This is a genomic window from Planomicrobium soli (genome assembly GCF_003014655.1).
In the GTDB taxonomy this organism is placed as follows: domain Bacteria; phylum Bacillota; class Bacilli; order Bacillales_A; family Planococcaceae; genus Planococcus; species Planococcus soli_B.
In genome coordinates, this window is the sequence record NZ_PYAT01000009.1 from 114,261 (window position 1) to 139,584 (window position 25,324).

The following is a 25,324-nucleotide window of genomic DNA, read 5'->3' on the forward strand; positions in this document are numbered from 1 at the left end:
AAACCACTTAGACCCGCTAAAGTAAGGCTGCAACCAAGCGAGGTTAGGACGGCTTTTCTATCATACGATAAAAGGAAAACATTCCGGAAGGCATTTTTATATCATTTACAAATTTTTCTCCGTTTTTTTGTATAGTGTTTCCCGGCGATCGTCAAAAACTGGAATGCGCCCACGTACTTCGTCCACTTCAGTTAAATCTATTTCTGTATATCCGATGGTTTCTTCCATGCCTAACTGCATACGGACTTCGCCCCAAGGTGCGATAACCATCGAATTGCCACCAAATTCGTTTTTCGGATCACTTCCGGCACGATTGACCGCGACAACAAAGCATTGATTTTCAATTGCCCGGGCTTGAAGCAATACCCGCCAATGATCGATCCGTGCTGCCGGCCACTCTGCCGGCACAAACATGATTTTAGCGCCATTCAACGCATGGGCGCGGATCCATTCCGGAAATCGGATATCATAGCAGATAACTCCACCGCATGTAACACCGTCCAATTCAAAAAGATTGAGCGAATTTCCCGCTTCTAAATATACATGTTCGTCCATCAGTCCAAAAAGATGGGCTTTGTCGTATTCTCCGACAGCTTCACCATTTTTATCAGCAATGTGCATTGTATTATAGAAAGCGCCGTTTTTATGGGTGGATACAGAACCGCCCACCACATGCACTTGATTCTTCTTGGCAAAATCAGCAATGAATGATTTTGCCCGTTCTTCACTATCCGACAATGCCTCCAGCTCGGTCAACGCGTAGCCTGTATTCCACATCTCAGGCAGCACAATAATATCCGCTCCGTTTTCTTTTGCCTCGGTCATTTTTTCTGCCACACGGGCGAAATTCGTTTCCGGATTTCCAAATGCGATATCAAGTTGTATGCAAGCAATTTTCATTTGTTTTTCCTCCAGTAGACAAGTTACTTTAAACTCTATAAGATTTGAAGTAGATGCGCAATTATTTAGAAAATGAGGGACATTTTAATGGAATTTTCAAACCGGTTACAACAATTACCTACTCAATTTTTTGCTTCTCTTGCCTCAAAAACAAATAATGCCATAGCGGAAGGCCGCGACATTATCAACTTAGGACAAGGGAATCCTGACCAGCCTACACCCGCTCATATCGTCAAAGCCATGCAAGAAGCGGTGGCCGATCCAAAAAACCATAAATACTCGCCTTTTCGCGGCATTCCTGAATTGCGGAAAGCTGCCGCAGACTTTTATGAACGTGAGTACGGCGTCCATATCGATCCCAATACGGAAGTGGCCATACTTGGGGGGACTAAAATCGGACTGGTAGAGCTGCCGCTCGCGTTAATGAATCCTGGTGACTTACTGCTATTGCCTGACCCTGGATACCCTGATTATTTATCTGGCGCCCCTCTTGCGGACGTCGAATTTTCTTTAATGCCGCTAAAAGCTGCTAATGGCTTTTTGCCTGATTACAAAGAACTCGAGGAAACTGTTCTGCAACGGGCCAAATTGATGTATTTGAATTATCCGAACAACCCTACCGGCGGTGTGGCTTCTAAGGAATTTTTTGATGAAACAGCTGCTTTTGCAAAACAGCATGGCATTGGCGTCGTCCACGATTTTGCGTACGGAGCAATCGGCTTTGATGGACAAAAGCCCCCTAGCTTTCTTCAAACACAAGGAGCTAAAGAAGTAGGCATCGAAATGTATACATTATCTAAAACGTATAATATGGCTGGCTGGCGCATCGGCTTTGCTGTCGGCAATGCTAAGATGATCGAATCCTTGAATTTAATTCAAGACCATTTGTTTGCAGGGCTTTCCCCGGCCCTTCAAGTTGCCGCAGCTGCAGCTTTATCCGGAGATCAACAATGCGTTGATAGACTGGTTGAAACTTATGAGAAACGCCGGGAAGTCTTAATCGCTGAATGTGCTCGCATCGGCTGGGACATCAAAGCGCCTAAAGGCTCGTTCTTTGCCTGGCTCCCAATTCCTAAAGGCTTTACGAGCGTAGAATTCAGCAATTATTTAATGGACCATGCCGATATTTCCGTTGCCGCAGGAAGCGGTTTTGGCGCCAGCGGTGAAGGATATATCCGCGTTGGGCTTCTAGTAGACGAGTCCCGTATTGCTGAAGCGATTCAGCGCATCGAAAAGTTAAACTTGTTTTGATATGTAGAAAAAACTGCCTTTTAAGCAAAAGGCAGTTTTTTTGTGTACAAAACCTATAGATTTCTGGTTTTACTCGAGAAGACCGACATGCTTTGAGGGAGCAATTCTAAATTTTACTTCCCCAATCACTGATCGTTCCAATATATAGCCGAAAACTCGTGAATCTATACTGTTCAAACGGTTATCCCCCAATACGTAGTAAGAACCGGAAGGAACTTGGAACTCCGGAAAGTCTTCGGTCAGCCGCAAGTAGCCTTTTTGTTTTGCTATCTCCATATTCTCTTTTAAGTAGGGTTCCTCTACTCGCTGCCCATTAAGAAAAAGTTGATCGTCTTTCATTCTTATACGATCACCCGGCGTCCCGATTACACGTTTAATGAGATTTTTTCCTTCCGGAGTCATAAAGACAACCAAATCAAAATTGGTTACATGGCTAATCTTAGTCAGAACCACTTTATCATCCGCTTCAATGGTCGGCATCATTGAATGGCCGTGCACTACTACCGGTTCAAACAGAAATTGCCTAGTGGCAACAACGATCAACGCTGTAAGAAATATGACTTTCATCCAATTAATCAGTAATTTCACCGGATCTCCGTACAAAGGAAAGCCCCCTCTCCTGTTAAACAAAATTTCTTTTCTCTTATGTTACTACAGCTTTTCCTAGTGTGCACTTTAAGCTTTACTATTCTCTCAGCTAGTTGTTACAATTATTAAAATATTAAAAAAGGAGTTCACTTTTTATGAAAACTCTATCTACTCAAGATGTCATTTATGCATTTTCGCGTTTGAATGCTCCAGTAATGCATGTTCAACCGGGTGATACAGTCACTATCGAAACGTACGATTGTTTCAAAAACCAAATCTCTTCCGCCGATCAAGAAGTGGCGGCGATTGATTGGAACGAAATCAATCCGGCGACCGGACCGATTTTTATTGAAGGGGCTGCCTACGGCGATCTTTTGAAAGTTACAATTGATGATTTGGAAATCGGTGACCAAGGCGTCATGGTAACCGGACCGGAACTCGGCGTCATGGGGCATCGCATGGAAAAGATGGAATCTAAAATCATACCAATCAAAGCAGGTAAAGCCATATTTAATGGCCAGTTGGAATTGCCGTTAAATCCAATGATTGGCGTTATCGGCGTCGCTCCTGAAGGAGAACCTGTTTCTTGCGGAACTCCTGGCGCTCATGGCGGCAATATGGATACGAAGCTTATCACTAAAGGCGCCACCTTGTATTTTCCTGTATTCGCAGAAGGGGCACTTTTTGCTTTAGGCGATTTCCATGCAGCAATGGGGGACGGTGAAATAAGTGTTTCAGGGATCGAAGTGCCAGGACGCGCAACCGTAACATTCGATGTTATCAAAGGCATACATTCAAAATACCCTGTCCTACAAAACTCTGAAGGGGTGGCATTGCTTGTTTCCGCAATGACGCTTGACGAAGCGGTAAAGATTGCCGTAGAAGAAATGATCGATCTTCTGCTTCCACACACTGATTTGACTGTCAGCGAAATCACGATGCTGATGAGTGCTGCTGGCGAGACACAAATCAGCCAAGTGGTTGACCCGCTCGTGACTGTCCGGTTTTTTGTACCGCAGCATGTACTCGACTCCCTCTCTATTAAATTGTTTCCATAGGAGGAATTCTTGTGTTTAAGGGAGAAAAAATTTGCTTGACCGCTATGAAAGAAGAAGATTTGCCTATCTACCGCATATGGAACAGCGAAATGGGGTTTGGACGCAATTACAATTCCAGCCCGATCCGCGAAGTTTCTGAAAAACAGGCGGAACAATGGTTTCGCCAAGATTCCGAACGTGACTTCCGGTTTTCCATCCGCCCGGTTAAACTGGACACTTTTCTTGGAGTATGCGCAATTGAGGATATTCAATGGACTCATCGGGTCGGCTGGATTTCCATCGCCCTTGCAACCGATTATCAAGGTAAAGGCTATGGCACAGAGGCGATGCAGATTTTATTGAACTATGCCTGGAATGAACTTAACCTTCACCGTATCCAGCTTACTGTCTTTGAATACAACAAACCGGCGATTGCCATGTATGAAAAATTAGGGTTCCAAAAAGAAGGTGTATATCGGGAATTTTTGCAGCGGGATGGAAGACGTTTCGATATGTATCTCTATGGCCTACTAACGTCAGAATCATCCGACTTTTGAGTGAAGCTCAATTTTATGTTACACTCAAGAAAAAATTGTAGGTGATTATAAATGGTAGGAAGAAACGACCCATGCCCATGCGGCAGCGGCAAAAAATATAAGAAATGCCACGGCAACGTGCAAGCGGTATCCATTAATGATTTGGTAAATGACGAACTTTTCAAAGTCCGTCAGTTATTTTTCTCGGAAAATCCGAACCAGCAGCAGCTAGCGAGCTTCCGCGAACTTCAGCAAGAATGGCAGCCACGCTTGATGCAATCAATGGCTGAAAACGATGCGCAAGCATTTGTGATCGAGAATTTCTTGTTCATGAAAAAACCGGAACTTTGGCAGGAATTTTTAGTGAAGCAGATTGAACTGGCTCAACGCCCAATCACGAAAGATGTTTTAGCAAACTGGAAAAATGTTAAGTTCTTCCTTGGCCAATTGGTCAAAGGCGATTTGGAAAAAGCCACATTGAAAGACGCTTTTTCCGGTAATGAATATACAATGACTGACCAGCCGCCAACGGATATGGAAAATGGCCAAGGCCTTCTTGCAATCATGCTTCCTGATTCCCGTGTTGGTACTGATGGCGTCTTATTCTTAAACGGTTATTTGACAGTTGTCGGCGAATTCGCTCCGTTCTTTGAGCAATTGCAAGCAAAAATGGCAGAAGCTGATGCAACTGACGGTGAACGCTATTTGAAGGATAACTATTTGACTGTTGTTGAACAAATCGTCAAGTACTCTACAGGCACTGTAGAAAAGCACATTCAACTGTCTCCCGAACACGATAATGTGATGGTTGAACTGGCAAAACATATCGAAACTGCTAACTTTGATGAAGAAACTGTGGAAAACGTCACAAGTATTATGAACAGCTATCTTACTAGCCAACAACCTGCTGTCCAAAAACCAGAAGCTCTTGTAGCGGGGTATTGGAGATTCTTGCAGGATCATGAGCTTATCAACGGACCTATGTTGACTTCAAAAGATTTAAGCGAAAAATTTGGTGTTGCAACCAGCACAATTTTGAAGCGTTCAAAAGAATTCAATTCTTATTTTGAAGAGTTGTTAGTAAAAAATAGTTAATAATAAGACGAATCCATTGGATTCGTCTTTTTTTATCAAGTTATCCACTTTTTTGAAAAAAAAAGCATCTTAAAGAATATTTATCAACATTCCCAAAAAGTTGTCCAGTAATTGTGTGGACAATTTAGAAAAAACTCAATTATTACCTTGTGGATAAGTAAATATTTTCAACTTATCCACATGGATAGGAGGCGGAAAAATGTTCGAAATCACTTGGGACAGTTTTGTACGTATTGTAACGGTTGGAACATTGGCATATATCGGGCTTATTCTCTTCCTGCGCATTTCAGGAAAGCGGACTTTGTCGAAGTTGAATGCTTTTGACTTGGTGGTGACTGTTGCTTTAGGTTCTACCCTTTCAACTGTTTTATTGGACAGCAGCCTAACACTGTTTGAAGGTTTGACCGCTTTTGCCCTGCTTCTTGTGCTTCAGTACCTCATTTCTTTTGGTTCAATTCATTGGGGATGGTTCAACAAACTGATCAAATCAGAACCGAAATTGCTCTATCTAAATGGGGAATTTTTACGCAGTGCCATGAAAAAAGAAAGAATGACGGAAATTGAGATTCTCCAGGCTATCCGTTCTTCAGGTTCAGGCTCTACGTCAGAAGCCACAGCTGTCGTATTAGAAACTGACGGCAGTTTGTCGGTTATAAGCAGCGAGCCTAAAGATGCAATGCAAAATGTCAAAACACAAAAATAAAAACAGTGTTCCGGAATTTTTCGGAACACTGTTTTTATTGGTTACATTTTAGGCGTTTTCACCCGATTTTTCCGATATGCCCGGCGCGCTGGAGCTGTTTCAAAAAACATTTTTTCTCCTTCCGACTCCGGCAAGACAGGCGGCACCGGGGTCGGCTTCCCATCTTCCCCCATCGCTACCATAGTCAGAAACGATTCTGTCGTCAGCTTTTCTACACCGGTCTGCAGGTTTTTCGATTTTACCCGCACATATACTTCCATTGATGTGCGTCCAGTTGATGTAACATTTGCTTCAAGTTCGAGAACATCCCCGACACGCGCTGAAGATAAAAAATCAACTGAATCGATCGATGCGGTGACCACCACTTGCTGGTGGGCATGCTTCATCGCTGTAATGGCCGCAATTTCGTCAATATACGCCAATACTTTCCCTCCAAAGATAGAGTCCATGTGGTTTGTATCCGGCGGCAAAACTAATTTTGTTTGTATTGTACGCGATTCTCTCATCGGAATTGCTTCCATTCTATCACTCCTCTCCTTAATGCTAACGCGTCTTTGGTAAAACGGCAAATTCTCCTTATGGTATATTGATATTCAAGGAGGGTTTTTATGACAGAATTATTGCGTATTTTAAATACACCCGAATTCCAATCAAAAGATTCATTAAAACAACAACTTGAGCAACTAGGGATAAAAGCCGGCGACTCAGTCATCGTCCATTCTTCTTTAAAGGCCATGGGCTGGATTGCAGGAGGTCCGCAAGCAGTTGTCGAAGCACTGATTGATACTGTGACCGAAGAAGGAACTATCGTCATGCCTTCCCAATCAGCGGATAATTCCGATCCTCGCTACTGGATGGAACCGCCAATTCCTGAAAACTGGCATCAGCCGCTCCGGGATACATTGCCAGCATACGATCCACATTTAACCGGATTAAGAGGCATGGGTAAAATCGCCGAGTGTTTCCATCGGCATCCGCTAACGATACGCAGCCCGCATCCGGCGCACTCATTTATGGCTTGGGGCAAAAATGCTGAAGAATGGATGAGCGAACATCCTCTTGAAGATTCGTTTGGCAGAGACTCGCCACTTGGCAAGATGATCAAAAGCGATGTAAAAATCATGCTGATCGGAGTCGGATTTGATTCATGCACGGCTCTTCATTTAGCTGAATTTTTACAAGAGAATCGGAAAACCTCTCCTCAAGGCGCCGCAGTCCTTAAACACGGAAAACGCGTCTGGCAGACTTTTAATAGTGTAGATACGGATTCAGATCGGTTTCCAGAACTCGTTAAAGATTATCCAGGTCCGGTTTCTACTGGAAAACTCGGGCAAGCAGAAGTTAAAATTACAGCTATGCGGCCTTTGATTGAATTCGGTATTGACTGGCTGAAAAAACACTCTATTACACCGTAAAAAGCCGGCTCATGAAAGAGCCGGCTTTTTACGGTGTAATTATTTCAGTCAATAATTTTTCTAATCGGTTGTTGTTTAAATTAAAAGAATCCACGAATGCGTTTATAATTTCAGCTGGTTCAGGAACTTTTTCCCAACTTAATTGATAACCAGCATTGAACAGCAACTGCCGGGCAAATTCCCTCAATGTACGCCCGTTTCCCTCTCGAAAAGGATGAAGTGCGTTCAATTCGGCTAAAAAATAGGCAAGCCGTGGAATCAACTGCTCATGGGACAAACCCTTCAAATAATTTTCTTCTGCCAATTCATCAAAGATTTTGTTTAGTTGGGATTCAATAAAATCAGGATGCGCAAAAGATGAAGATCCCTTGGATATCATTTCTTTTCGCAACTCACCAGCAAATGGATACACATCTTTTAAAATACCGTGATGAATCGCCAGAAATGCCTCTTTGTCCAAAGGATTTTGAGGTTTTTGAATCTGCATTTCAGACAAACGGAAAAGCGTATATACCTTTTCAATTTCTTTCAATGTGTTTTCGTCTCTTACATCGAAAACATTGATCAAGACGTCTGTGTCTGGATAACAATACATCGAAGTATGCCGATATTTAGACATTGAATTTCAATTTAATGGCCTGATGGAATTGAGCTTCCGTTTGTTCACCAGTCAATACCGATAGAACAAATTTCTGATCCTCATTTGTCACATCAAATCCCTCAGTGATAAGAGAATGTGACGCATAGGAAAGTGCATGAGTAGCTTGTTCTTGGGAAATCCCGTTGGCTAATTTCATCGTTTTTACGACCACCTTTCATTCTATTATTATAGCATTTTTCTATCGTTTTTCCCATCAGAAACCGTGATTTTGCAGGGTTAGCTGCTGTTTCTCACTAAAAAAATCAGAAAGAGAAAGAAAGATTCAAACACTTTCCATTTCTATTCGAAAAGAGATTCGCCACACAAAAAAACCGGATGCAAGTGCATCCGGTTTTCTTAAACTTGCTGTTGCAATTCTTTCGTTTCTTCTGCAGTGAAAGCGCGTGACCTCGTTAAAAAGCGTTTGCCTTCTACACCTTCAAGCGAGAACATGCCGCCGCGCCCGTCTACCACATCAATGATTAATTGCGTATGGCTCCAGTAGTCGAATTGGTTTTTATGCATGTAGAATTTGCAGCCGCCGATTTCACCGAGCAGCACATCTTGATCCCCCAGAAAAAGGTCCCCTTCTGGATAGCACATTGGAGAACTCCCATCACAACAACCTCCCGACTGATGAAACATAAGCGGTCCGTGCTTGCCTTTTAATAGGTCAATCAATTCCAGCGCTGATTCTGTTGCCGTAACGCGTTCGACCATTGCCTTCACCTTCTTTCTAAATCAAAAGAACCCTTGCTTGTCTTCACTGTAGCTGACAAGCATGTTTTTCGTTTGCTGATAATGCTCAAGCATCATCTTGTGGTTTTCACGGCCAATACCGGACATTTTATAACCGCCGAACGCTGCATGCGCAGGATACTGATGGTAACAGTTTGTCCAGACACGACCCGCTTGAATACCACGCCCGAAACGGAACGCAGTATTTGTATCGCGCGTCCAAATGCCGGCACCGAGTCCATACAAAGTATCATTCGCAAGTTCCAGGGCTTCTTCTTTCGTCTTGAATGTCGTTACCGATACAACCGGCCCGAAAATCTCTTCTTGGAAAATGCGCATCTTGTTGTTTCCTTTAAATACCGTTGGCTTGATATAATAGCCTTCCGCCAAGTCTCCTTCAAGTACATTGCGGTCACCGCCGGTCAATACTTCAGCGCCTTCCTGCTTGCCGATATCCAGATAGGACATGATTTTTTCCATCTGCTCTTGTGAAGCTTGGGCACCCATCATAGTGTCCGGATCTAAGGGGTTACCAATTTTAATCGCTTCTACACGTTTAATCGCACGTTCCATGAATTCTTCATAGATATCTTCCTGAATAAGCACGCGTGAAGGACAAGTACATACTTCCCCTTGGTTTAAGGCAAACATGACAAAACCTTCAATCGCCTTATCCAAGAATGCATCATCTTGGTCCATTACGTCTTTAAAGAAAATATTTGGCGATTTTCCGCCGAGCTCCAGTGTAACCGGGATCAAGTTCTGGGAAGCATACTGCATGATCAATCTGCCCGTTGTTGTTTCGCCGGTAAACGCGATTTTACTAATTCGAGGGCTTGACGCGAGCGGTTTTCCAGCTTCTAAGCCAAAGCCGTTCACAATATTTATAACGCCTGGCGGCAATAGATCTCCAACCAATTCAGCCCAAACCAGTATGCTGGCAGGTGTTTGCTCAGCTGGTTTCAATACCACACAGTTTCCTGCCGCCAGCGCAGGCGCCAGTTTCCAGGTAGCCATAAGCAGCGGAAAGTTCCATGGAATGATTTGCCCCACCACGCCAAGCGGTTCATGAAAGTGGTACGCAACCGTATTTGCATCAATCTGGCTGATCGAGCCTTCTTGTGCGCGAATAACTCCCGCAAAATAGCGGAAATGGTCGATTGCCAAAGGCAAGTCGGCATTGAGCGTTTCACGGACAGCTTTCCCGTTATCCCATGTTTCGGCTACCGCCAACATTTCCAGGTTCTCTTCCATGCGGTCGGCAATTTTCAAAAGGATGTTGGAGCGTTCTGTGACCGAGGAGCTTCCCCAGGCATCTTTTGCGGCATGTGCAGCATCTAGCGCCAGTTCCACGTCTTCTGCAGTAGAACGCGCAATTTCGGTGAACTTCTTGCCGGTCACAGGCGATATGTTATCAAAGTATTGCCCTTTCACCGGCGCTTTCCACTCACCATTTATGAAGTTTTCATATCTGCTTTTAAATTTACTTTTTGCCCCTTCGCTGTTCGGTGAAGCGTAAACCATTACCATTTTGTTTCCTCCCTTTAATTTAGTTTGCCGGAAAGTATGCGCTTACATTCTCTTTGGATAGCATACAAAAATAAACGGCTTCCCTTACATATTGTCAAACTTATTGAAATATTGCAACTAATATTTCCTAATAAATTTCCATCTCCCTCTGTTCGTTTTGTTAAATGCCCAATCAGGGTATAATGAAAAAATAAAACCTAAATTCAGAAACGAAGGGAATATCAAATGCGAATCAATAAATTTTTAAGCGAGACGGGAATCACATCCCGCCGCGGCGCAGACAAATTCATAGAAGCCGAACGGGTGACGATAAACGGTAAGATTGCCGAACTTGGCAGTAAAGTTGAACCTGGCGATGAAGTCAAAGTAGACGGAAAAGTCATTGAACAGCCGAAACAGCAGTATGTCTATATAGCACTTAACAAACCGGTTGGGATTACCAGTACAACAGAACGCCATATCGAAGGCAATATTGTTGATTTCGTTAATCACTCCGAGCGGATCTTCCATGTCGGGCGTTTGGACAAAGATTCCGAGGGCTTGATCTTGCTGACCAATGACGGCGATATCGTCAATGAAATTTTACGGGCAGAAAATGAGCATGAAAAAGAGTATATTGTGAAAGTGGATATGCCAGTAACCGATTCTTTCATAAAGAAAATGGAAGAAGGCGTAGAGATTCTTGACACTAAAACGCTTCCTGCAAAAGCGGAAAAACTGTCAAAATACACATTCCGCTTGACCATCCGACAAGGACTGAACCGCCAAATCCGGCGAATGTGCACGGCGCTTGGCTATGAAGTGCAAAGCTTGAAAAGAATCCGGATCATGAATATCCATTTAGGCGATTCGGCTGTCGGACAATGGCGGGATTTAACAGATTCAGAGAGAGAAGAATTGTTCAAACAATTGGATTACACACCGAAACGCTAAGGAGGATTAGCTTTTGCTGACTATTACCAATACACCGAACCATACAGGAGTTAAAATCAGCGGCGATTATTTCGACTTGGACGGTTTAAATCAATCTATCTATCAAGTGATTGGCGCCGAAGAAAAATATTACAATTATGCCGGCGCGCGAATGCGGATTCTCGGCGTTTCTTATGAGATTCGCCAAGCGGCCCAAGGTGGACGCAATATTGAAAGGGTCTTTAATGGTCTACAGGAAAAGGTAAAGAAACAACATAATTTCATTGCACCTGATAAAAACATTTATTTTTCTGTTGAAATTCTTTGGCCTGAAATTTTGTTTACATCTCTTGCTCTAAGGGACTTTGTCCGAATGCATCGAAATCAAGCCCAAAATCCGGAATGGGATTTCCATCTTTACAACATCCAGCATTTTCAGTCATTGATTTTGGATTGCCTGCGTGGCCGGATTAGCGACAAAGATTACCAAACTATTCTCCAAGCATTTAGTGAGGCGTCTCCAACAGAGGAATATGTTATTCAGTATATCGATTTTTTAAACCTCCAATATATCGGCATGGCAGTTTCCCAACGCGAGAAGACATTGCCTGCTGTGGCCTTGAAAATCGCTTTGAAAGATCAGGATTACCTATCTTTTCGCCAACAAGTATTGGCTGCAGCGAACCCTTTCAAAAAAGCGATTCATGAAATACCTATTCAAGCTGACTACCCGAAAAACATTACGTGGTGATTTTTTCTTTAGAACATTTGGAGTGTTTTTTCATAGCTGCTTTATTTGACGATCCCAGGAGTTTTCGGTTAAGTCCCGACTTTTTACGGGTATGTGGTAATACAGGGTTTTTATTATGCTTAGGAGTGATAACCGATGAAAAAATTGCTCATTTTGTTTTCGCTCACGTTGTTGTTGGGGGCATGCGGCAACGACGAAAATCCTAGCCCGACTCAAGAAAGCGAAACAGAAGTTTCAGCTCCCGAAGGAGAACTTGACCCAACTTCACCCGAAGAAGCTGATGAAGCAGAACCGACTACATTTACAGCTTTGGCAAACGGCGAAATTCCTGATGGGGAACCTGTAATGTTAGCAGGTACTGTAGAAGAATTGACAGACGACAATGCATTTCCCGCTTTTATACTGACTGATGGAGAACAGCAAGTATATATCCGAAATATGGCCGAAAAAGCCGTCGCTGTCGGAGACTCTGTCACTGTAAAAGGCATTTATGAAGGACAGGCTGAAGAAAACATGCCGCTTGTTTCCGTTGATATTATCGAAACTCAATAAGAACAAATAACAAAAACCGGCTCTCGGGAGCCGGTTTTATTTCTTTTATGCCATAGGGTGCGAACCAGCCAGCAGATGGGTTAGGTTAAATTATTGATATTCCCCTTCATCTATCGGGTTCTGCCGGTTCTGAAACATCGTCCAGTGCAACTTCTGCGTTATCATAAGTTTCGTCTTTCACGGCAATATCCCCTAAAGAGACAATGCCAACAAGCCGATCATTTTCAACTATAGGCAAACGGCGGATTTGGTTCTGGGACATGAGGTTGGCTGCGTCTTCTACGGACATATCAACAGTGCCAGTAACAGGATCGGAAGATAAGATTTCAGAAATGGGCCGGTCTAAAGACAATTGTTCTGCAATTGCTCGAATAACAATATCCCGGTCTGTGACAATTCCTATCAAATTATCTCCTTCAGCGACAGGAATCGAACCAACATCCAAATCTCTCATTCTAGTTGCCACTTCTTGAATGGTCGCTTGTGGTGAACAAGTATCTACATCAGGTGTCATAATATCTGTAACTCTCATTTTTATGCCTCCCAGTAAGTTTAATACTTTTCATCCCAAAAGATTATACCTGCACTCTGCATACATCCGCCTCGATTAACCGTTCGTTTCCTGTCCTAGTCTCGCCATGCCTCCCTTCTTTTTCTCCTAGTATTCTTTAACCGTTTTTCCGATTAAAAAACGTCTTTGAGAAAAAGAAAAAACAGCATCGGTTTAGGTAACCGATGCTGTTTTGATAAATGTTGCCCTTTTACTCAACCAGTTGGATAAACTGCCGAGTGCGTTCGTTTTTAGGATTTTCAAAGAATGTTTTTGGATCAGCGGATTCGATCACAACGCCTTTATCAAGCATAACAATTCGGTCAGCAACTTCTTTGGCAAATTTCATTTCATGCGTCACGACCACCATTGTCATTCCTTCTTCAGCTAACTGCTTCATAACTTGAAGCACTTCTCCCACCAATTCCGGGTCAAGAGCAGAAGTCGGTTCGTCAAACAGCATAACTTTCGGTTGCATTGCGAGTGAACGGGCAATGGCCACACGCTGCTTTTGGCCTCCTGAAAGCTTGCTTGGATAAACATCCGCTTTATCGCGAAGTCCAACTTTCTCCAGAAGCTCCAGACCAAGTTTCTTTGCATCCTCTTTTTTCATCTTTTTTACGGTAATAGGTGCTTCCATGATATTTTCTAAAACCGTTTTATGAGGGAATAGGTTAAAATGCTGGAACACCATTCCAACTTCTGCACGAATTTTCGTTAAGTTGTCTTTTTTTGGATTTACCGTCTGTCCATCAATTATAATTTTTCCATCATTAATCATTTCCAGAAAGTTGAAGCAGCGGAGCAGTGTACTTTTTCCGGAACCGCTGACTCCGACAAGTACCACCACTTCCCGAGGATTTACATGTAAATCGACACCTTTAAGTACTTCAAGATCTCCGAACGATTTGTGAATATTTTCTCCAGTAAGCATTAATATCCCCCCTCCTATGCTCTGTCCACGTTAAGTCTGTTTTCATACAAACGCAATAGGAATGTGAAAATCATGACTAGCACCAGGTAGTAAAGCGCTACTACCAAGAACGATTCAAACGGCTGGTAGGATTGCGCTGCTTCCCGGTTGCCGAGTGCAAAAATTTCAGATACACCAATTACATAGACAAGTGATGAATCTTTAAGCGTAATGATAAATTGGTTGCCAAGAGGCGGAATAGAACGGCGCAAAGCTTGCGGAAACACTATGCGGCTCATAGTTTGTTTTCTGTTCATGCCAAGGGACATACTGGCTTCACGTTGGCCTGGGTCAACCCCTTGAATAGCGCCACGGAAGATTTCCGCGATGTACGCACCGTTATGGACGCCGAGTGCGATAGACCCGGCCCAAAAATTATCCATTGTATAAATTTCAACAATTCCAAAGTACAAAAACATAATTTGAACGATCAGTGGTGTTCCGCGGATAATGGTAATGTAAGTATTTGCAATGCCGCGTAATATTTTAGATCCTGATATTTTCATAAGGGCAAAGATCAGACCAATTACTGTTCCCAGAATGACGCCAACGGCGGTCAATTGCAAAGTAACAAGCGTCGCCCTTAAAAATCCAGGATAAGTTCGCATGAATACATCGTAGACTGTTACAAATATCTCTGGCATACGTTCTTCACTCCTCCTTATAGCACGTGACTATTCTAAAACTTCGATGCCTTCAATTTCTGTTTCTAGGAGGTTACGCCCAAAATATTTGTTTGAAATTTCTTCGTATTTTCCATTTTCTATGATAGCAGCTAACGCTTCATTGATTTGATTAAGCATTTCTGTATCATCTTTACGGACAGCAATTGCCACTTTCTCGATCCAAAGCGGCTCCCCGACCATCTCGATTTTAATACCGGTATTCTGCGCTTCAAAACCGACTACATCTGCAGTGATTACAGCATCCAATCGGCCTTCAATTTCTAAATCCTGCAGAGCAACAACGTCACTGTTATAGTACTGAATGTCTTCAGTATATTCTTTGGCAGCCGTTTCATACGTACTTTGTCCGACAACTCCAATTTTCTTATCTTTTAAGTCTTCTGCCGACTTGATCTCCGTGTTTCCTTCACGGACAAAGATTACGCCACCAGAATAATAATAAGGATCTGTGAAGCTTACTTGTTCTGCTCGCGCATTCGTTATCGCCAAAGACCCGATAATGGCATCATAACGGTTTGTCGTCAATCCTTGGATAATTGTTTCGAACGGTGTTGTCACCGGATTTGGCTCTAAGCCCATTTCTTCTGCTATGGCGTTTCCTACCTCAATATCAAAGCCAGTCAGATTACCGCCTTCTTCAAAGCTAAAAGGTTTATAAAGTCCACTTGAAGCAGTTGTAAATTGACCTTCTTCGACCAATTTCAAGCCCCCGCTTTCGCCTTCAGAACCGCCGCCTCCACACGCTGAAACAATAAGCCCTGCTGATAATATAACGCTTAAAAATGATAATTTCTTTTTCATGTTAATCTCCCCTTTTTTTATATATTATTCACCAAAACACCGAAGCGCTTTGGGACAAGCCCTTATTTATAATTGCTCATCAAAAAAGATATCTTTTTCCTTATATATGCTTTCTAACCGGGAAAAATTCTTCTTAACTTTTTCATGTTCCTTTACATAGATAAACCGCATAATTGAGGCTAACAAAGCATGCACAGCTGTATAAGAATCGATATTCAAATTTGAATCGAGAGAAACCGGAATCACCAGATCGGCATAACCAGCAGCAATAGAATCCTGAGAGTCTGTAAAGACAATTATTTCTACTCCCCGCTCCTTGGCTAGCTTCAATGTTTCAATTAATGATTTTGTATTACGGAGAAACACAAAGGCAACTATACTATCTCCAGTTTTCAGTTTGGCTAACCGGTTAAAATACTGGCCATCAGACAACATCAGCGTTTCAGTATGGCCAAGCGCCGTATTCAACCAAGTTGCAAACCAGTGAGCTAAGCCATAATCGAGAAAGTTGCTTGTTACGTACAACCGATCTGAATATCTTATGGCGTCTACTACTTGAAGAAGCAATTCTTCATCGATGGTTTCTTTAAGCTTCATAAGACTGGCAATATCAGCATCCAATAAATTTTCTATAAAAGATCCTGATGCAGGTTCAGCTGTTTTTAGTTCTGTTTTTCCGAAGTGCTCTTCCGCTAATTTCCGCTGAAGTATTTGCTGAAATTCAGCATAACCTTTGTAGCCTAACTTTTGTGTCCACCGGATCACTGTGGATTCACTCACATTGACTCGCTTTCCAACTTCTAAGGCAGAGGAAAAAGCCAAAAAAATAGGTTCTTGAAAAAAAAGATCTCCAACTTTTTTTTGGCCAGAACTAAAATCCTTATATGAATTTGATACAGCGCGAAGTATATCCTGCACTCATTACTCCCCTAACTTATAAAAATACTTAATACCTCATAAAAATTATATCGCAATGCAGGAAAACCTGCAATAATACATTGGAAATTTATATGTTTTTGAATATGTATTGTATTTTCTTCCCTCTTTTAAGATATGTCTCTGATAAGGGGAAAGGTTGTTCTTTTCTCGTTCTAAAGGCTTTAATTTGCTTAGGAGTTTAGCCAGTGATTTGAGTAAGAGGCCGCAATTTGTTAGGGGAAAAGGCAGGTATGTAAAAATATATATAGGACCGACTTAAAAAAAGAATTCCCTACAACTTCCTCTATTAAACGTTTTAGCCTTCGAATAAACCAAATCAAGCAAAAAATTATAAAAAACCTTCAAAAATAAGCTATTAAAATCGTTTTTTGTACTTATCGATCTGATATAACTCTTAAAGAATTGTTATACTTCATTTTTTCTTCTATTATGTATGTTTCATTCTTCCTTGGCTTCTCTGGAGATACCCCAACAAATAGAAGATAAGACGGTATAAGAAACTGTACATTCATTAAATGGAGAAATAAAAAGCCGCTTGAATTGTTAGAGAACTAACAACTCAAGCGGCCCTTCATAATCTATTACTCTAGAATTTTTATTTTTACGTTTTTGCGTCCCCACTTTAGCGCTCCATTTTGTGTAGGGATGAATACGTCAATCTTCTTTCCTTTGATCGCACCGCCAGTATCACCGGCAACTGCATATCCATAGCCTTCAACATGGACTTTTGTTCCAAGTTTAATCACTTTGGGATCAACAGCGATAACTTTCAGACCAGGATTCTTTTTCAAATTTATTCCTGTTCTCGTAATGCCTGAACAGCCTTTGCATGAAGCCGTATAAGCTGTAGAAGAAACTGTAAATTCCTTCACAACAGATCCTGCTGAAGAACGTGATGGCGTTTTTGATTTTGATTTTGCTTTCGCTTTAGAGGCAGGTTTTTTCAGTTTTAACTTTTGGTTCGGTTTAATCTTATCTGACTTTAACCCGTTCCATGATTTAATGTTTGATACGCTCACTTTTTTTGCTTTAGAAATTTTATATAATGTATCTCCACTTTTAACTGTGTATGTGCTTGCTGCTGCAGAACTTTCAATTGATGTGCCAAGGAATAAAATCAGTGCAAAACTCAAGACAACTAGTAGTTTTTTCAATCTGTTCTCTCCTTTGTTTGTGTTTATCAAGTACAAACAAAATAACACGTAAACATTACAGTTCTGTAACAAAGAAGCGCCATTTCAGTTACAGTTGTATGCTTTTTTGTGACATTGTAATCAACGATGACTTAAAATATATAAAATTATGTAATTAATATAAATATTAATAATCATTACTAATTGACCATTTGTTGTATTATTAAAGGAGAAATACTAATTTTCAATAAAAAAAGCCGCTGCCATTGCAGCGACTTACTTTTTTCCTACTTATTTGCTTTATGGACTTTTAGTGACTTTCCTTTAACAGTTTTATCCTTCATCGCCTTTAATACCATAGGCCCTTTGCCGTTTAAAATGTCAATATACGTAACTGTATCTTGAATTTTGATGATACCGATGTCATCGGCAGTTACTCCTGGAATACTTGTTAAAGTACCGACAAAATCAAAAGCCCGCAGCTTTTTCTTTTTTCCTCCATTAAAATAGAGCTTCATAATATCTTTGTTCAATTGTTCATTTTTGTTTTTCTTAAGCTTAGGACGGCTTTCTAGCTTTTCCAAGAACACATCTTTTGCCTCGTTCACTTCCTGTTCTGTCGGCGTCTCTAGCTGAGGAATTTCAAACCCGATATAAGACTGGATTTCCGCAAGAAATTTGTCTTCGTTCGGTGTAACGAACGTAATCGCTTTTCCTGTTCTGCCAGCGCGGCCTGTTCTGCCTGCCCTGTGGACATAGCTTTCTTTCTCTAACGGTATGTCATAGTTGATAACATGAGTTATGTTGTCAATATCGATTCCTCGCGCAGCTACATCTGTAGCGACCAAATATCGGAATTCGCCTCTTTTGAATTCATTCATTACAGCAAAACGGTCTTCTTGCACCATGCCGCCATGCAATTTATCTACAGTATAGTAATGTTTTTCAAGTTCATCTACTACATAGTCGACGTTGTCTTTTGTCCGGCAAAAGATGATGCAGCTGTCCGGATTTTCAACTATCGTCACATCTTGGAGCAGCGAAAATTTCTTTTGTTCTTTTACTACATATAACGAATGATCAATCTGATCAGTCAACGTTTCTGTTGATTCGATTTCGATATGCTGCGGATTATCCATGTATTTATGCTGCAGCTTGGCAACATTTTCCGGCAGTGTTGCAGAAAACAGCATGGTTGTCCGCTGCTTTGGCAACTTTTCAATGATCGCTTCGACTTGTTCAATGAACCCCATGTTAAGCATTTCATCCGCTTCATCTAAAACAAGATATTCGATACGGTCTACGTTAAGTGTGCCACGCTCCAAATGATCTAAAACACGCCCTGGCGTTCCGACAACAATATGGCATTTCTGCTTGAGCTCGGCTTGCTGATAGGCGAAAGGCTGTTTGCCATAAACAGCTGCTGCTTTTATGCGCTTGAAGCGGCCTATATTTGTAATGTCCTCTTTTACTTGATCTGCCAACTCACGTGTTGGCGTTAATACAAGCGCTTGCGGCTTGTTCTCATCCCAGTCAACCAGCTCGCAAAGCGGAATGCCGAATGCAGCGGTTTTTCCGCTGCCAGTCTGCGACTTTACCGTTACATCATTTTTGGCCAGTGCCGCCGGAATTACTTTCACTTGCACTTCTGTCGGTTCCGTATACCCTAACCCTTCCAGAGTTCGCAAAATAGGTTCGCTTATATTGAATTCAGTAAATAACTTTTTAGTCATCGTTTTTGCTCCTTTTCCATCCACAAGTATTTCAGTCCTTCTATTATGGCACGGTTCAGCAGATTCGGTCATTAAACAATTATTAAGTTTTATGCAGTATTAAAAATATGCAGCAAGGAGACGTTCTCCCTGCTGCATGATTTATTTTTATGAATCGAGTAAACTAACCGATACTTTTACATCAAGCGATTGGCTTCCGCCTCTATATACACCTTGGACTGGACTAACATCGTTATAATCCCTGCCAACTCCGACACGGATGTGGTGTTCTAGCGCTTCTACATTATTGGTTGGATCGAGCCCTACCCAACCGATTCCTGGAACCATCACTTCCACCCAGGCATGGCTTGCAGCATCCCCAACTAAAGCCGAGTTTTCACCAACGTATAAATAGCCGCTGACGTATCGGGCTGGTATGTTTTTATTGCGCAAAATCCCGAGCATGACATGCGTGATATCCTGGCAAACCCCTTTCATCAAGCCGAACGACTCTTCTGCCACCGTAGAGACATTTGTCGATTCGCCGTCATATGTGAAATGATTGTTTAAAAACTCAGTGACGTCGATAGCAAATTGCACTGGATTTGTCATTTCACCGAGCTGATTGTCCACCTGCTCCATCTGCTCCGGTGTGATATAAGTGTAGGCCGTGTTGCTCAAATAAGCCAAATAATGTTCACTAAATAATTGAGAATGGAAAATGGCGTTCATTTCCGGTGAATAATCGATCCGATGGACAAACGGACTTTTTTGAATGCTGACAACCGAAGTTGTTTTCACTGTTAACGCTTGATGGTGTTCGGCAATAAAGAACGTTTCAACATTATTGCCCCAAATATCGACATACTCTTTCGTGACCGAAGCCGGTGTAATTTCCGTCTGGTACGTAAGAAGGCGCTGACATTCGTCGGTTCTCGGCTTTAGACGGATAGAATTCATGCTTTGGTCAACAATTGTTTCGTATTCAAAAATATTGGTATGTTCGATTTTATATTTCATAGAAGTAATTCCTTTCGTACCAATCGTCTGAGTTTGCCTTTGCGTCTGAGATTGACTTGCTTCCTCTTTTTCCAAAGTCGGATCGATTAAGTAGTATGTTTTTGAAAAGATTTCTCCGATTTCATTGCAGCCGTTCTGAAATTGATTTAAAAATTCCATCATTTCATCAGAATTCAATGCTCTTATATCCGTCTGTTCAAAGTCGGTGCGCAATTGATCAAGTTTTGCAAAGAGTTCCCAAGAGTAATGGGAGACCTTTCCTCCTTCAAGATCATCGACCGCTTCCCTTACATGATCCAGGCAATAAATGATGGAGCGCGGAAAAGCTCTATTGGAGGTCAGAAAGCAAAGAACTTCTTTTGCATCCATCAATGGCGGATTGGCTTTTAGATAAGCTTCGTAACCATTTGTCATGCGAAGAGCTGCCAGCCAATAGTAATAATCCTCTGTCTGCTCCTCCATTTCCCTTTCGCGGGTGCGTTCACATACAACGTTCAGAATTCGTGCTGTTTTTTCTGCCCGTTCCAGCCATTTGCCGATTTTAATAATCTGGTAGGCAACGCCGCGGGACATAGCGGATTCAATAATTCCTTGGGAAGTTAAGGAGGTCATTTTAACTTGTTCTAAAAACTTCCGGACATTGCGCATACCGCTTTGCTGCCCGTCCATCTCTTGCAATACCCAATAACAGCCATTCCAAACTTCCCAATAATCGTCCGGAATATGGTCGCGGCTGATTCTGGCATTTTCTCTCACCAATCGCACGCAATTCGCTGTTGAGTTCCAATTTTCTTCGGCTAACGCTAAATATTGCACAAGTTTCTCTTCATCATAGTACGGTTCAGACTTAATTTGCTCCATCATTTCAGTGGATGCACAGATTTCGAAAATCAGCTTCCAGTCCCGATCCCTGACCAGTTCCTCGTCTGAAGCTTCAATCATCTGCAGCAGTTGTACATCTAAAATACGGGCATTGTTCTCGGCTCTTTCCGCATTCCGAGACATCCAGTACAACGAATTGGCTACACGGCTTAACATTACAATGACCCCCTCTCGTCTTTACACACCCACGTATCCTTGCCCCCGCCGCCTTGAGAAGAATTGACAACAAGTGATCCTTCCTTCAGAGCGACACGCGATAATCCTCCAGGCAATACGCGCGTCTCTTTTCCTCTCATAACGAAAACACGCAGATCAACATGGCAAGGATAAAATTTTTCCCCTTGATAAGCGGGTGCCCGTGACAATTTGATCGTCGGCTGAGCAATGTATTGATGGGGCATTTCAATGATTTTTTCGCGAAACTCTTCTATTTGTTCTTTAGAAGCATGAGGACCAATCAGCATATCATAGCCGCCTGATGCTCCGACATTTTTAACCACCAGTTCTTCAAGGTGCTCAAGCACCCACTCCCGCTCTTCTTCTTTGCTGAGCAGATACGTTTTCACATTATTGATGATCGGCTCTTCGTTCAAATAGTATCGGATCATGTCTGGAACGTAAGCATAGATAGCCTTGTCATCAGCCACTCCGTTGCCGATGCCATTCAAAATAGCTACGTTTCCGTGCCGATAAGCTTCCAGCAATCCTGCTACTCCCAAAGCAGAATCTTCCCGAAAAGCTTCCGGGTCCAGAAAGTCATCATCTATTCTTCGATAAATTATATCAACACGTTTTAAGCCGCGAATCGATTTCATATAAACAATATTATCCCTGACCAGCAGATCCCGGCCTTCGACCAAATCGACTCCCATCTGCTGGGCTAAAAAAACATGATCGTAATAAGCGGAATTGTACATGCCAGGCGTCAAAAGCACCGCGAACGGTTTATCTTTTTTTGCTTCAGGCGCATGGTCGAGCATCGCTTCATATAGATAGGACAATTGGTGTTCCAATGTTTCCACCGCATGCTTAGCGAAAAATTCAGGGTATACTTGGCGCATCACATAGCGGTTTTGGTAAACATAAGACATCCCGGATGGATTCCGCAAATTATCTTCAAGAACATGGTATTTTCCGGACTCGTCTCGAATTAAATCAATTCCCGCCAAGAAAATATGGTTTTTTAGCGGAACGTTGACCCCTTGGACTTGCTTCGCATAATAATATGGATTTTCTTCGACGAGCCTTCTTGGTATTATGCCATCTTTGAGGATATTCTGATCGTGGTAAACATCTTCTAAAAATTGATTGAGGGCTTCCGTACGTTGAATCATCCCTTTTTCGATCGTCTTCCATTCCTCGGGAGGAATAATAATCGGCACGAAATCAAAAGGCATGGTCCTTTCCGTCCCTACATTGTTGTTATAAACAGTAAAAGTAATGCCTTGCCTTAAAAAGGAGAGTTGCGCTGTTTCATGCTTTTCTTTCAATTCATCTTCTTTGAACCGGGAGAGAATCTCATGGAACTTTTGGTAATGCGTTTTTGGTGTTCCTTCCGAAGTCAGCATTTCATCAAAAAACGGACTTGTTTTATATCCTTTAAACATGTGATTCCTCCTTATGTAGTTTATGGAATTTTCAAACAACGGTATATAGAGAAAAAAGCTAAAGCTCTTTAGCGTACGAGCGATAGCTTTTTCTTAATATTCAGTATATCTTATTTTATTTATCAAATGTAGATTTATTCGAAGAAGAATTGCTTCCAGTTGAAGAATCATCATCCGAAAGATCTTTCTTCAACGACTCTGTGTATGCTGTGCTGCCGCCGTAGATTCCACCACTCGGTGTAGTCGTATCTGTTTTGGAAGTGGAAGACGTCCCAGTTGAAGTACCGGTAGTTGAGCTGCTCGCATCTGTGCTTGAAGAACCGCCGACATCATCTTGAAGCGTCTGGTTCGCTTTATCCAGCATATCTTTTTCTTTGTCCATCATTTTTTGCTGGCTATCAATTGCGCTTTTAACTGCTTCGACCGCTTTTGATACTCCTGGCTTCACCTTATCAACCATGCCGCCTGATTGTTCGTTAAAGCGATCCAACCCTTTTTTAACGTTCTCTTTCAAGTTGCTTGCTTGGGAAGTTGTAGTTCCATCTGTATTGGTCTTTTGCTGTGTCATAGCTGCACCAATTGCTGCACCTAAACCTAATAACACAAGTTTGCTGAATAATCCACCACCGCTATTTCTAGCCATACCAATCTCCTCCTCAAATTTGTTTACACTATGGTTTTAGTATTGACCAATGTTGATGTTTTTAAACATGTATAAATAAAAGACACCTTTAAATTAAGTTAAGGTGTCTGAGGTGAAGATATTCTTAGGTGAGTTTTCCTTCTTGGTATAAAACTTTCTCAAAAGCATTTACAACTTCTTCATCATATTGAATGCCAGCAAGCCGTTTTAGCTCGTCCATCGCATATTCAGGAGAAAAGGCTTTCCGATAAGCTCGGTCTTCTGTCATGGCATCAAACGTATCAGCTACTCCAATGATTTTCGCTTCCAATAAAATGTCTTCATCTTTTAGACCGAACGGATAACCGCTGCCATTTATACGCTCATGATGCTGCTCCACAATATCTGCCAAATCAGCATAAGCGGTTTCGCGTATCATGGCAGCACCATCTCCTGGATGTTTTTTTACTAAGGCAAATTCTTCTTCTGTTAGTTTTGAAGGTTTTTTTAGAACTTCTTCAGGGATGTTAACTTTTCCAATATCGTGGAGGATAGACGCAATAAACAAATTATCCATTCGCTCTTTCCTCAACTTCATATTTAAAGCAGTTTTTACAGCATAATGCGCAACACGTGCACTATGTTGAAAGGTATATGGATCTTTTCTTTCTACAGCTTCTCCAATTTTTCGTAAAGCATTAATTACACTGCTCAGATAATGAAACACAGGCGCAGTAGAAACAGATAAAAAATTTACATCAGTTTTTGCAATAAACTGGACAGTAGATTCTAAATTATTAGCGGAAAAAAAATCACCGGAACCAAGTTCAATTTTTTCTCCGTCTAATTCCGTTTCAACTTCTCCATTTAATATATAAAAGAATTCCTGAACGTCAGCATCATCACTTGGATATAGAATAAATATTGTATCTTTGAGAACAGATTGCTTCATCATTTCAATACCGCTGCCACGGCCAAGTAAACTTAGAGACGTTGAATCATTATTAACTGTTTCAAGAGATCCTTTTCTCAGTATACTTAAACCTCTCATGAATGCACTTCCTTCCAAAACAACGCGCATATAAAAACTCACTTTAGCACAGTATTTATATACGCACTAACTAATGCTCCTAAGAAATTACCAACTAATTACCATAATTGGATCAATGTAAGCTTCACGGTCAGCAAATTGGAATAGAACCCACTCGACTTCTACTTTAATTCCAGCTGCAGTTGCTTTTTCGACTCCTTTACGGGTCATTTCTTGCGTTTTTTCATCTAATTTGGCAATCAACTCATTAGCAGCTTCATTGTATTCTTTAGCCAACTGCTTTTTCTTTGCAGCATCCTGTTCGTTATTTGATTTCTCAAGGTATTTTTCGTACATAACTTGTGCTTTCACTTGAGTCTTTTCCACTTCAGCATGAATCTTGTTATTAGTTTGTTCAATCTTCACTAACGTTTTTTCAACCTCTGGACTGGCTGGTTCTTCTGCAAATACTGAAGTACTGGCCATCACAGCAAGAATAATAGAAAATAATACAGCAACAAAACTTTTCTTAAACATGTTTTTCCTCCCTGAGTTCCTTTGATGTAGCGAATGCAATGTTTTTTTGAATCAAAACAAAATTTTCCTTATTGTCTTTATTTGGATATCAAAAACTTGCCTCACTCATCATTAGTATATAGGAACTAGGTATAAAGAACAACTTATTTCTAAATATTCTCTTAATTTAGAGCAGAATAATAGT

General features: G+C 41.6%; 28 protein-coding genes. 9 read left to right on the forward strand and 19 right to left on the reverse strand.

Annotated elements, in window-relative coordinates; genetic code table 11:
* Positions 1–105: 105 nt before the first annotated feature.
* Positions 106–900: a carbon-nitrogen family hydrolase gene (locus tag B0H99_RS12610; protein ID WP_106534038.1), complete on the reverse strand. Its 795-nt coding sequence runs from the start codon at positions 898–900 to the stop codon at positions 106–108.
* 87 nt (positions 901–987) lie between these two features.
* On the opposite strand from B0H99_RS12610, the gene B0H99_RS12615 reads away from it, so the two are divergent.
* A complete protein-coding gene (locus tag B0H99_RS12615) occupies positions 988–2,151 on the forward strand; it encodes a pyridoxal phosphate-dependent aminotransferase (protein ID WP_106534039.1) in 1,164 nt (387 codons plus the stop codon).
* Positions 2,152–2,220: 69 nt separating this feature from the next.
* On the opposite strand, the gene lepB is transcribed toward B0H99_RS12615, so the two are convergent.
* Positions 2,221–2,754, reverse strand: coding sequence for a signal peptidase I (lepB, locus tag B0H99_RS12620; protein WP_106534040.1), 534 nt, complete (start codon positions 2,752–2,754; stop codon positions 2,221–2,223).
* A gap of 140 nt (positions 2,755–2,894) precedes the next feature.
* On the opposite strand from lepB, the gene B0H99_RS12625 reads away from it, so the two are divergent.
* The 4 genes from B0H99_RS12625 to B0H99_RS12640 all read left to right on the forward strand — a co-directional run bounded on the left by B0H99_RS12625 (position 2,895) and on the right by B0H99_RS12640 (position 6,110).
* On the forward strand, positions 2,895–3,797 hold the full coding sequence (locus tag B0H99_RS12625) for an acetamidase/formamidase family protein (protein ID WP_106534041.1): 903 nt from the start codon (positions 2,895–2,897) through the stop codon (positions 3,795–3,797).
* A gap of 11 nt (positions 3,798–3,808) precedes the next feature.
* Entirely contained in the window at positions 3,809–4,333 is a 525-nt protein-coding gene (locus tag B0H99_RS12630; RefSeq protein WP_106534042.1) for a GNAT family N-acetyltransferase, read from the forward strand.
* 51 nt (positions 4,334–4,384) lie between these two features.
* Positions 4,385–5,407 (forward strand): SEC-C metal-binding domain-containing protein, encoded by a 1,023-nt coding sequence (locus B0H99_RS12635; RefSeq protein ID WP_106534043.1) that lies wholly within the window; start codon positions 4,385–4,387, stop codon positions 5,405–5,407.
* A gap of 199 nt (positions 5,408–5,606) precedes the next feature.
* Positions 5,607–6,110, forward strand: a complete 504-nt coding sequence (locus tag B0H99_RS12640) for a DUF421 domain-containing protein (protein WP_106534044.1) — start codon at positions 5,607–5,609, stop codon at positions 6,108–6,110.
* 41 nt (positions 6,111–6,151) lie between these two features.
* On the opposite strand, the gene B0H99_RS12645 is transcribed toward B0H99_RS12640, so the two are convergent.
* Entirely contained in the window at positions 6,152–6,631 is a 480-nt protein-coding gene (locus tag B0H99_RS12645; protein ID WP_106534045.1) for an acyl-CoA thioesterase, read from the reverse strand.
* An 87-nt stretch (positions 6,632–6,718) separates the two neighbouring features.
* Between B0H99_RS12645 and B0H99_RS12650 the strand changes: the two genes are divergently transcribed.
* Positions 6,719–7,525 carry an AAC(3) family N-acetyltransferase gene (locus tag B0H99_RS12650; RefSeq protein WP_106534046.1) on the forward strand — a complete coding sequence of 269 codons (807 nt, stop codon included), beginning with the start codon at positions 6,719–6,721 and terminating at the stop codon, positions 7,523–7,525.
* A 28-nt stretch (positions 7,526–7,553) separates the two neighbouring features.
* On the opposite strand, the gene B0H99_RS12655 is transcribed toward B0H99_RS12650, so the two are convergent.
* The 4 genes from B0H99_RS12655 to adh form a co-directional block, all read right to left on the reverse strand.
* Positions 7,554–8,057 (reverse strand): Fic/DOC family protein, encoded by a 504-nt coding sequence (locus B0H99_RS12655; RefSeq protein ID WP_245894528.1) that lies wholly within the window; start codon positions 8,055–8,057, stop codon positions 7,554–7,556.
* Between the two features lie 79 nt (positions 8,058–8,136).
* A complete protein-coding gene (locus B0H99_RS12660) occupies positions 8,137–8,322 on the reverse strand; it encodes a hypothetical protein (RefSeq protein ID WP_106534048.1) in 186 nt (61 codons plus the stop codon).
* 200 nt (positions 8,323–8,522) lie between these two features.
* Complete coding sequence (locus tag B0H99_RS12665; RefSeq protein WP_106534049.1) at positions 8,523–8,885, reverse strand: DUF779 domain-containing protein; 363 nt, start codon at positions 8,883–8,885, stop codon at positions 8,523–8,525.
* Positions 8,886–8,906: 21 nt separating this feature from the next.
* Positions 8,907–10,427, reverse strand: coding sequence for an aldehyde dehydrogenase (gene adh / locus B0H99_RS12670; protein WP_106534077.1), 1,521 nt, complete (start codon positions 10,425–10,427; stop codon positions 8,907–8,909).
* A 231-nt stretch (positions 10,428–10,658) separates the two neighbouring features.
* Between adh and rluF the strand changes: the two genes are divergently transcribed.
* The 3 genes from rluF (at position 10,659) to B0H99_RS12685 (ending at position 12,648) form a co-directional block, all read left to right on the forward strand.
* Positions 10,659–11,366 (forward strand): 23S rRNA pseudouridine(2604) synthase RluF, encoded by a 708-nt coding sequence (rluF, locus tag B0H99_RS12675; protein WP_106534050.1) that lies wholly within the window; start codon positions 10,659–10,661, stop codon positions 11,364–11,366.
* 13 nt (positions 11,367–11,379) lie between these two features.
* Positions 11,380–12,096 carry a DUF6904 family protein gene (locus B0H99_RS12680; RefSeq protein WP_106534051.1) on the forward strand — a complete coding sequence of 239 codons (717 nt, stop codon included), beginning with the start codon at positions 11,380–11,382 and terminating at the stop codon, positions 12,094–12,096.
* Between the two features lie 135 nt (positions 12,097–12,231).
* The gene (locus B0H99_RS12685; RefSeq protein ID WP_106534052.1) at positions 12,232–12,648 is read left to right on the forward strand and encodes a hypothetical protein; all 417 of its coding nucleotides are present in this window, start codon (positions 12,232–12,234) and stop codon (positions 12,646–12,648) included.
* 106 nt (positions 12,649–12,754) lie between these two features.
* Here the strand turns inward: B0H99_RS12685 and B0H99_RS12690 are convergent, their stop codons facing one another.
* From B0H99_RS12690 to B0H99_RS12745, 12 genes are all read right to left on the reverse strand, one after another.
* Positions 12,755–13,180: a CBS domain-containing protein gene (locus B0H99_RS12690; RefSeq protein ID WP_106534053.1), complete on the reverse strand. Its 426-nt coding sequence runs from the start codon at positions 13,178–13,180 to the stop codon at positions 12,755–12,757.
* A 229-nt stretch (positions 13,181–13,409) separates the two neighbouring features.
* Positions 13,410–14,132: an amino acid ABC transporter ATP-binding protein gene (locus B0H99_RS12695; protein WP_106534054.1), complete on the reverse strand. Its 723-nt coding sequence runs from the start codon at positions 14,130–14,132 to the stop codon at positions 13,410–13,412.
* 14 nt (positions 14,133–14,146) lie between these two features.
* Positions 14,147–14,815, reverse strand: a complete 669-nt coding sequence (locus tag B0H99_RS12700) for an amino acid ABC transporter permease (protein ID WP_106534055.1) — start codon at positions 14,813–14,815, stop codon at positions 14,147–14,149.
* Between the two features lie 30 nt (positions 14,816–14,845).
* Positions 14,846–15,658: a transporter substrate-binding domain-containing protein gene (locus B0H99_RS12705; RefSeq protein ID WP_106534056.1), complete on the reverse strand. Its 813-nt coding sequence runs from the start codon at positions 15,656–15,658 to the stop codon at positions 14,846–14,848.
* A 66-nt stretch (positions 15,659–15,724) separates the two neighbouring features.
* On the reverse strand, positions 15,725–16,576 hold the full coding sequence (locus B0H99_RS12710; RefSeq protein ID WP_106534057.1) for a MurR/RpiR family transcriptional regulator: 852 nt from the start codon (positions 16,574–16,576) through the stop codon (positions 15,725–15,727).
* A 602-nt stretch (positions 16,577–17,178) separates the two neighbouring features.
* Entirely contained in the window at positions 17,179–17,751 is a 573-nt protein-coding gene (locus B0H99_RS12715) for a 3D domain-containing protein (protein ID WP_106534058.1), read from the reverse strand.
* 266 nt (positions 17,752–18,017) lie between these two features.
* Positions 18,018–19,463, reverse strand: coding sequence for a DEAD/DEAH box helicase (locus tag B0H99_RS12720; RefSeq protein WP_106534059.1), 1,446 nt, complete (start codon positions 19,461–19,463; stop codon positions 18,018–18,020).
* A gap of 147 nt (positions 19,464–19,610) precedes the next feature.
* Positions 19,611–21,500: an alpha-E domain-containing protein gene (locus tag B0H99_RS12725; protein ID WP_106534060.1), complete on the reverse strand. Its 1,890-nt coding sequence runs from the start codon at positions 21,498–21,500 to the stop codon at positions 19,611–19,613.
* Positions 21,500–22,951, reverse strand: coding sequence for a circularly permuted type 2 ATP-grasp protein (locus tag B0H99_RS12730; protein ID WP_106534061.1), 1,452 nt, complete (start codon positions 22,949–22,951; stop codon positions 21,500–21,502). Before B0H99_RS12730 ends, B0H99_RS12725 begins: the two co-directional genes overlap by 1 nt.
* 115 nt (positions 22,952–23,066) lie before the next feature.
* Positions 23,067–23,594, reverse strand: coding sequence for a hypothetical protein (locus tag B0H99_RS12735; protein WP_106534062.1), 528 nt, complete (start codon positions 23,592–23,594; stop codon positions 23,067–23,069).
* 124 nt (positions 23,595–23,718) lie between these two features.
* On the reverse strand, positions 23,719–24,624 hold the full coding sequence (locus B0H99_RS12740; protein ID WP_106534078.1) for an HD domain-containing phosphohydrolase: 906 nt from the start codon (positions 24,622–24,624) through the stop codon (positions 23,719–23,721).
* Positions 24,625–24,711: 87 nt separating this feature from the next.
* Complete coding sequence (locus B0H99_RS12745) at positions 24,712–25,140, reverse strand: hypothetical protein (protein ID WP_106534063.1); 429 nt, start codon at positions 25,138–25,140, stop codon at positions 24,712–24,714.
* Positions 25,141–25,324 lie beyond the last annotated feature (184 nt).